This window comes from Arthrobacter sp. Hiyo1, assembly GCF_001263615.2.
Taxonomy (GTDB): domain Bacteria; phylum Actinomycetota; class Actinomycetes; order Actinomycetales; family Micrococcaceae; genus Arthrobacter.
On record NZ_DF952472.1, the window covers coordinates 282,940 to 290,845 of the forward strand.

7 protein-coding genes and 3 pseudogenes are annotated in these 7,906 nt (G+C 64.4%); 8 read left to right on the forward strand and 2 right to left on the reverse strand.

The window, feature by feature from the left end:
- Positions 1-205 (forward strand): benzoate/H(+) symporter BenE family transporter (locus AHiyo1_RS26930; protein WP_253257370.1); only part of this gene is annotated, 205 nt, incomplete at its 5' end.
- A gap of 24 nt (positions 206-229) precedes the next feature.
- Here AHiyo1_RS26930 and zapE read toward each other — a convergent pair.
- Positions 230-1,266, reverse strand: a pseudogene (gene zapE, locus AHiyo1_RS14920) (cell division protein ZapE).
- 209 nt (positions 1,267-1,475) lie between these two features.
- On the opposite strand from zapE, the gene AHiyo1_RS14925 reads away from it, so the two are divergent.
- The 3 genes from AHiyo1_RS14925 to ybaK all read left to right on the forward strand — a co-directional run bounded on the left by AHiyo1_RS14925 (position 1,476) and on the right by ybaK (position 3,462).
- Positions 1,476-2,399 (forward strand): sulfurtransferase, encoded by a 924-nt coding sequence (locus tag AHiyo1_RS14925; protein WP_059389090.1) that lies wholly within the window; start codon positions 1,476-1,478, stop codon positions 2,397-2,399.
- Positions 2,400-2,499: 100 nt separating this feature from the next.
- The gene (locus tag AHiyo1_RS14930; RefSeq protein ID WP_172465604.1) at positions 2,500-2,955 is read left to right on the forward strand and encodes a SufE family protein; all 456 of its coding nucleotides are present in this window, start codon (positions 2,500-2,502) and stop codon (positions 2,953-2,955) included.
- A 15-nt stretch (positions 2,956-2,970) separates the two neighbouring features.
- Entirely contained in the window at positions 2,971-3,462 is a 492-nt protein-coding gene (gene ybaK, locus AHiyo1_RS14935) for a Cys-tRNA(Pro) deacylase (protein ID WP_059389092.1), read from the forward strand.
- Positions 3,463-3,489: 27 nt separating this feature from the next.
- Here ybaK and AHiyo1_RS14940 read toward each other — a convergent pair.
- Positions 3,490-4,738, reverse strand: a pseudogene (locus AHiyo1_RS14940) (alpha/beta hydrolase family protein).
- 141 nt (positions 4,739-4,879) lie between these two features.
- Here AHiyo1_RS14940 and AHiyo1_RS14945 point away from each other — a divergent pair.
- The 4 genes and pseudogenes from AHiyo1_RS14945 to AHiyo1_RS14960 all read left to right on the forward strand — a co-directional run.
- Entirely contained in the window at positions 4,880-5,371 is a 492-nt protein-coding gene (locus AHiyo1_RS14945) for a hypothetical protein (protein WP_059389095.1), read from the forward strand.
- Positions 5,372-5,384: 13 nt separating this feature from the next.
- Positions 5,385-5,876 (forward strand): peptide-methionine (R)-S-oxide reductase MsrB, encoded by a 492-nt coding sequence (gene msrB / locus AHiyo1_RS14950; RefSeq protein ID WP_253257371.1) that lies wholly within the window; start codon positions 5,385-5,387, stop codon positions 5,874-5,876.
- Between the two features lie 174 nt (positions 5,877-6,050).
- Complete coding sequence (locus AHiyo1_RS14955) at positions 6,051-7,421, forward strand: DUF6421 family protein (protein WP_059389093.1); 1,371 nt, start codon at positions 6,051-6,053, stop codon at positions 7,419-7,421.
- Positions 7,418-7,906: pseudogene (locus tag AHiyo1_RS14960) on the forward strand (SDR family oxidoreductase); the annotation flags it as partial. The gene AHiyo1_RS14955 and the pseudogene AHiyo1_RS14960, both read left to right, overlap by 4 nt.

Consider the following 7,906-nt stretch of genomic DNA (forward strand, 5'->3'; position numbering starts at 1 on the left):
CGTCGCGGGCTTGGCCCTGCTGGGCACCCTGGCATCCGCCATCGCCTCTGCCCTGGCTATTGCCGAAGAACGCATGGGAGCCTCCGTGACGTTCCTGATCGCGGCCTCGGGCCTCAGCTTCGCCGGGATCGGCGCCGCGTTCTGGGCGCTTGCCGCCGGAATCCTGGTGCGTTGGGTCCTGAAAGACAGGGAACCCCAAAAGTAGAGCGTGGGCAGCCTGCCCCAATCTCTAAGACGGCTCGTGGTTTTGGCCCTCGCGCGCCAGGGCGGTCAGACGGGACACGGCGCGGAAATACTTCTTCATGTACCCGCCAGTCATCATTTCCTCGGTGAAGAGCTTGTCGAAGGGCACACCGCTAGCAAGGATCGGGACGTCCTTGTCGTACAGGCGGTCGGCCAGTACCACGAAGCGTAGGGCGACGGCCTGCTCGGTAATGGTTTCGACGTCGCGCCAGACAACAGCATCGATGCCTGCGATCAGCTTGCGATAGCGGCTGGGGTGGACACCGGCGAGGTGGTCGATCAGGCCGCGGAAGTCGTCCACGGCCACGGTCTGGCCGTCGAACTCGGCGTGCATCTGCCGTTTGAGGTCTTCGGTCTTCAAGGGTGCCGGAGCCGCGGGCAAGCCGCGGTGCCTGAAGTCTTCCCCGTCGATCCTGACAACATCGAACTGGTCCGCAAGGACCTGGATCTCCCGCTGGAAGTCGACGGCGGCAAAGCGGCCGTCTCCCAGTGAACCAGGCAGAGTGTTGGATGTGGCAGCGAGCTTCACACCGGCGTCGGACAATTCACGCATGAGGCGGGACATCAGCACCGTGTCGCCCGGATCATCGAGCTCGAATTCGTCAATGCAGACAAGCTTGTAGCTGCTCAGAGCCTCTACGGTTTTCCGGAAGGAGAGGGCGCCCACGAGGTTGGTGTACTCCACGAATGTCCCGAAGGCTTTCGGACCAGGAGCCGAGTGCCACAGGGAGGCCAGCAAGTGGGTCTTTCCGACGCCGAATCCGCCGTGAGGTAGATGCCGGCCCTGGTGCTGGCCTTCTTGCTGAAAAGGCGCTTGAACAGGCCGTCTCCGTCGCCGGCTCCGACCGTCGCCCCAAACGCTTCCAGGGACTTGACCGCTGCTGCCTGGCTGGGCTGGTTCGGATCAGGCCGGTAGCTCTTGAAGGACACCTCGCCGAACCGTGGAGAAGGGTAGAAACCCTTGAGAATCTCATCCGCTGAGACCGCCGGCGTGCGCGCGGCGAGCTGTTCGATCTGTACCAATGCGGTCCGTTCTTCGTGTCGTAAGTCCCCAGCAAGAATACCGGCAATGCCATGCCCAGGGCGGACACGTGATGAAGGCCATATTTCACCATATGAACGGGGAGGAGCTTTAGTCCCCGGCCCTCGATACTGTGGGACTAAAGCCCGGGCATGTCCTAACGCCCGGTGCCGCCCGGTGTCAGTGAAAGTGTCAGTGAAAGGCCATACCAATGTCCTACCCCGTTGAACAGAACGAAAAGTTCGCCGCGTACGCCCACCCCGAACGCCTGGTGTCCACCGAGTGGCTTGCCGCAGCCCTTGAAGGCGGCGCGCTTGGCGACGGCAAGCTGGTTGTTGTCGAATCCGACGAAGACGTCCTCCTGTACGAGACCGGCCACATTCCGGGCGCGGTCAAGATCGACTGGCATACGGACCTGAACGATGAAGTCACCCGGGATTACGTCGATGGTGAAGCCTTCGCGGCCCTGGCGGCCGCCAAGGGCATCTCCCGGGACACCACTGTGGTGATCTACGGCGACAAGTCCAACTGGTGGGCCGCTTACGCCCTCTGGGTTTTCACGCTTTTCGGCCACGAGGACGTCCGGCTCCTGGACGGCGGCCGCGACAAGTGGATCGCCGAGGGCCGCGACATCACCACCGACATCCCCCAGCCCGCCCCGGGCGAGTACCCCGTGATCGACCGGAACGACGCCCCGATCCGTGCCTTCAAGGATGACGTGCTGGCCCACTTCGGCAAGCCGCTGATCGACGTCCGCTCCCCTGAGGAATACACCGGCCAGCGCACCCACATGCCTGCCTACCCCGAAGAGGGCGCCCTGCGCGGGGGGCACATCCCCACCGCGGCGTCCATCCCGTGGGCACGCGCCGCTGCCGAAGACGGCACGTACCGTAACCGGACCGAACTTGAGGACCTCTATCTCGGGGAAGCGGGCCTCACGGAAGGCGACGACGTCGTGGCCTACTGCCGTATCGGCGAGCGTTCCAGCCACACCTGGTTCGCCCTGAAGTACCTGCTTGGTTTCGAAACGGTCCGCAACTACGACGGTTCCTGGACGGAGTGGGGCAACGCGGTGCGCGTCCCGATCGCCAAGGGCGCTGAGCGGGGCTCCGTCCCCGCACTCGCCGGAAAGTAGTCCGGAATCTCCGTGCCTGCCCGATGGGCCTGCCACATTGGCTAGGCCATATTCAAGCAACAGGAGCCAGACCGGCCCGGACTTGCGTAAGCTGGAAGTGATGAGTACTTATGCTTTGCCCGCCGCATTGGCGGAAATTGTCGATGACTTCCAGGCACTGACCGAGCCCGATCGCCTTCAGCTGTTGCTTGAGTTCTCGCGTGGGCTCCCGGCTTTGCCGGAACGGCTGCTGGACCACCCTGAGCTGCTGGAACAAGTGGTGGAGTGCCAATCGCCGCTGTTCCTGACCATTGAACAGGAAAAGAACCCCGACGGCGTCGCTTACCGTTTGTTCTTCAAGGCACCGCCGGAGGCACCTACCACGCGCGGCTTCGCGGGGGTTCTGCACGAAGGACTGGATGGGCTGACTGCCGCGGAGATCCTGGCTGTACCGGATGACATGCCGGAACTGCTGGGCCTCACCCGGGCAATCACTCCCCTGCGCATGCGTGGCATGACGGCCATGCTGGGGCGGATCAAGCGCAAGGTCGCCGCGGCGGACCGCTTGTTGTCCTGATCCGGGATACCGGGAATGGCTAAGAAACAGGCCTCACAAGGAACGCCGGCCACAGCCGTACTGGTTGCGGCCGGCGTTTCTTTCACACTGCACCCCTATACGCATGATCCTTCGGCGGCCAGCTACGGGCTTGAAGCGGCCGAGGTCCTGGGTATCGATCCCGAGCGGGTCTTCAAGACTTTGATGGTGGACATTGACGGCAAGCTGGCGGTAGGCATAGTTCCGGTCAGCGGCACGCTGGATCTCAAGGCAATCGCGGCAGCTCTCGGATCGAAGAAGGCCACCATGGCCGACCCCAAGATGGCCGAGCGGCGCACCGGCTATGTCCTGGGCGGGATTTCCCCGCTGGGCCAGCGCCAGCCGTCGCCAACTGTACTCGACGAATCGGCGTTGGCCTTCGGCACGGTCCTCGTGTCCGGTGGACGCCGGGGCCTGGACATCGAGCTGGATCCCGCAGACCTTATCCGGCTGACCGGCGCTCGGACTGCCTCTATCGGCAGCCCCTAGCAAACACCGGCAGTAGCACCGGCATGCTCACGCCGACACAGGCCCGCCGCGGGGCGTGAGGTGCGGAGCGAGCCATGAGCGCACCAACCGCTCCCATTTCTGCGGATCCACATTCCACTCCTTCGTGTGGCGCGCGCCTTCGAAAGGTTCGAAGGTGACCATGTCGGGATTCTTTTCGGCGAGGCTGGCCGAGGGTTCGTAGGGAACATACTCATCGTCCACGCTGTGGATGACCAGGGTTGGAGTCCGCAATTCGACGGCGCGGGCATCCCAGTCCATCGCCTTCAAGTCGACGGGCGCGGCCAGGCCGGTCAGGCGCCTGCCAACGGGTGCCCCAACATGAGCTGCCCGTAACGGCCCACGGCGTAGGGGATCCTGTTGATCTGCGCGTGGTGCGCCAGGACGTTGACCCAGTTGATCACGGGTGCGTCCAGGACCATGGCCCTGATCACATGGCGGTGATGCGAGAGATCGGCCGTCTGCAGGCAGATCGCCCCGCCCATCGACCACCCGAACAGGACCACTTCGTGGGCGCCGTGCGCGAGTGCGTACTCAATGGCGGCGTCGACGTCGTGCCATTCCGTCGACCCCAGGCCGTACCGCCCGTCCGGGGCAGACGGCGCCAGGCCGTCGTTCCGGTAGGAAATGAGCAGGCTGTTGAGCCCAAGGTCGTGCGCTACGCGCGCGGCTCGCAAGCCTTCGAGCCGCGTGGCCCCACGGCCATGGACCATGATCGCCCAGGTTTTCGCCGGTTTCCCGCGCTTGACGGAACCAGCCACGCAGGCGCCTGCCCACCCTCGACGTCGATCTGTATGTCTTCGGAGTCCAGGCCAAGCGCCGCCGGGGAGTCGTACACAGCACCGCTCCACCACCCGCGCCGGGCCGTCGACAGATCCCCGCTATAGACTTCCTCGACTTCGCGCTGCACCGTCCGTTCGGCGGGCGAATAGGACACGATCCGACCGATCCGCGCGAACCCTGTCCCGCCCGCGAAGAAGAGGCTGAACACGCCGTCGACGGTGGTGTCCGGGGTGGCCGCGAGAATGACCTGGAGCCCCTTATCACCGCGTACCACCGCCAACACCTCCTGGTCGGCCTCGCGCGTTGAGGGGGTAATGACACGCCGGGCAAAATAGGCTGCGAGCGCAGAAGACCCTGCGCCCAGCAAGCCGGCGATGCTGCTTCCAGCAACGATCCCCGCAACGGCCCATTTGGCGCGGACGGACATTTTCGCACCGGTCTCAACGTTTGGCGCAGCTCGGGTCATGGATGCCATGTGACCATTCTCCCGGTTGCGGGGCAGTGTTCCGAACAGCGCCCTCCGTGGCGTTTCCTCGCGGGAGGCAACACCGCGGCGAGAACAGAATTGCCGCGCGAAACCATGCCTCCCGGCACGGCTCAGGTCTACGCTGTAGCCATGAGTGAACCAATCGTCATCCTTACCGAAGAGCCTCTCGGCCCGGACGACCGCGTCAATATTGCCAAACTGATCGACGGCGGAGACTCGCCCCTGGTGGTGCTGGTGCCCGCAAACACCGAACGGCATTTGTTGGTGGACTTCCTTGAGAACCTCTCGTTGCTTGAAGTAGCCAAGGCATTCCGGGATCTGCTCGCGGAGGCGCCGGATCCGCAGTCGGAGCGGGCCCAGGCTGCCGAGGCCTTGTCGGCGTCGCTCGCGGCCCTGGATGGGCTGGGTGGCGGGGTGACTGGTGAAATCGTCGACGGCGGCGCGGTGGCCGGCTTGGTGTCCAAGGTCAAGGCTCTCAATGCCGCGCAGGCCGTCGTCGTGACCCGCCCGCACGCGATCGCCGATACCTTCCATACAGATTGGGCGAACAAAGCCCAGGATCAGTTGGGGCTGCCCGTGCTGCATCTCTACGCCGGCTCGGGATTTATCGGCGACTCGTGAGCGTTGAGTGAGCATGAGCACTGCAGATAACAGGAAGTACTTCCAAGCCGCGGACCCCTTGGCCGGGGTTCCCCTCCAGGATGTCCCGAAGGACGGGCAATGCGTGGAGAAAACGGACGCCGAGTGGCGCGAGGAACTTACCCCGGAGGAGTTCAGGGTTCTTCGCCAAGCCGGAACGGAACGCCCGTACACGGGTGAGTACTGGGACACCCATACGGCAGGCGTCTACCAGTGCCGCGCGTGCGGCGCAGAGCTTTTCACCAGCAACGAGAAATTCGATTCCCATTGCGGCTGGCCGTCCTTCTGGGCACCACTCGCGGAAGGCACGGTCCGTTACATCCACGACCGTACTTTGGGAATGGAACGGGTGGAGGTCCGCTGCGCCAATTGCGATTCCCACTTGGGGCACGTTTTCGAGGGTGAGGGCTACGGCACACCTACTGACCAGCGGTATTGCATTAACTCCGTTTCGCTCAGGCTTGTCGAGTCCCCGGCCGGGCAGTAGCGCCAAGCTGCCGGCAGCCCCCAAGGCCAGCCCTCCCCGGGCTGGATCTTCCGGGGCTGCCGGAGCCACTTGCGAAAGAGTTTCTTATGCTCGAGCCACTTTTGAATTAGCGACTCTGACCGCTTGCTACGCTCGCCTCAGAACAACGATTCTTGAGGAAAGGCACAGTCGACGATGACCATCACCGTTACCACCACCCGTCCGCGCATCACCTCTGACAACCGGGACTGGATTTCCCTGAAGGCCGCGGCCACTGCCCTCCAGGCGTTCCAAAGCCAGGACGGTTCCATCCAGGATGCCCTCCACCACGAGGCTGCCCGGGCATACACGGCCACCATCACGGAAGCCATCAAGAGCCTGGCCCCTGCGTTCCCGCATGACGCCGCCTATCTCGAACTCCTGGTCGCGGACTTCGGCCGCTGGGCCGACGCCGGCTTCGGAGTTCCGGACTTCCTCGACTCACTGCTGGCCTTCCAGCCGCAGGAACACCGCGAAGACGGGCTCCAGCACCTCGTAGTGTTCCCCATGTACACCCAGAACGGCAGCACGAGCCGTCTCGTGGAAGCGGTCCTGATCGAGGTGATCTGGCCCGAGTTCATCGGCGCCTTGGAGGCCGGCGACTACTCCAACAAGCTGTTCGTACCCATCCGTTTCGTGGATTTCACTCCCGGGTACGACACGAATTCGGCCGTCCTCTTCCCCGAGACCGTTGCAGTGCGGGAAACGCCTGCCTTCACGTGGGGCGCCATCTTCGCAGACCGCGAGGCCGCCCGCTTCCGCCGCGTGCTCAAAGCAGCCGCCGCAACGACGTCCCTGCAGCTTCCCCCAGATGCCGCCGAGCTGCTGGATGACCAGGAACTCACGCAGCGCACGTTCGTCATGTGGGACCTGATCCACGACCGCACCCACATGCGCGGCGACCTTCCCTTCGATCCGTTCATGATCAAGCAACGGATGCCGTTCTTCCTCTACTCGCTCGAGGAGCTCCGCTGCGACCTGACGGCTTTCCGCGAATCCGTCCGGATCGAAAAGGACGAGGATGCCTCCCCGGACGCCCGGCGCCACGCGAAGCTCGTGCAGTACGCCGTCATCTTCGACCGCATCTTCCGCTTCGCGATCACCGGCAACCGGGTCCGCAACTACGACGGACTGGGCGGCCAGCTCCTCTTCGCCTGGATGCACCAGCACCACGTCCTGCACTGGACCGACAGCAAGCTCAGCATCGACTGGGACGAGGCGGCCGACGTCGTGATCGAGCTCGGTGCCCGGATCGAAGAACTGTACTGGCGCTCGATCGACCGCCCCAAGGCCGCCCACTGGCTTGCAGCGTATAAGCTCATTTCCGGTACGGTCACTCCGCACCCGGCTTCGGTCTGGGCGAAGGGCCCGGAGGCACTGCCGCTCGACGGGCCGCCCCGCGGCCTCACAGACCAGGTCCTCGACGACGAATTCCCCCTGTCCATGTTCTACGAAGCACTGGAGAAGAAAATGCGTCCGATCATCGAATCAACCACCGGTATCACCGGGCAGACCGCAACCTCATGACGGGCGGACCGCTGACTGTCGTCGTCACAGGTGGCAGCAACTCTTCCGGCATCGCCGTGGCCCGCGCCTTCGCGCTGGCCGGGCACCGGGTCTTCACCATCGGCTCAAACGAGGCCCGCATCGAGGCTGCAGCGGCCGAAGCGGGCGACGACGTCACTCCCCTCGTATGCGATCTTTCCCGGCTTGAGTCCGTGCGCGAACTCGCCTCGGAGATCCACGGGAGCACGGAAAGGGTCGACGGCGTCATCCATCTGGTGGGAGGGTGGCGCGGAGCCAAAGGAATCGAAGACCAGCCGGACGAAGACTGGGCCGCCCTTGAGCAAAGCGCCATCACCACCCTGAGGAACGTCTCCAGGGTCTTCTACAAGGATCTCGGCTCTTCCCCACGGGCCGTTTCGCCATGGTGAGTTCGACGGCGGTCGCCGCACCTACCGCCCGGGGCCGCCACCTACGCGGCGGCCAAGGCTGCCGCGGAGACCTGGACC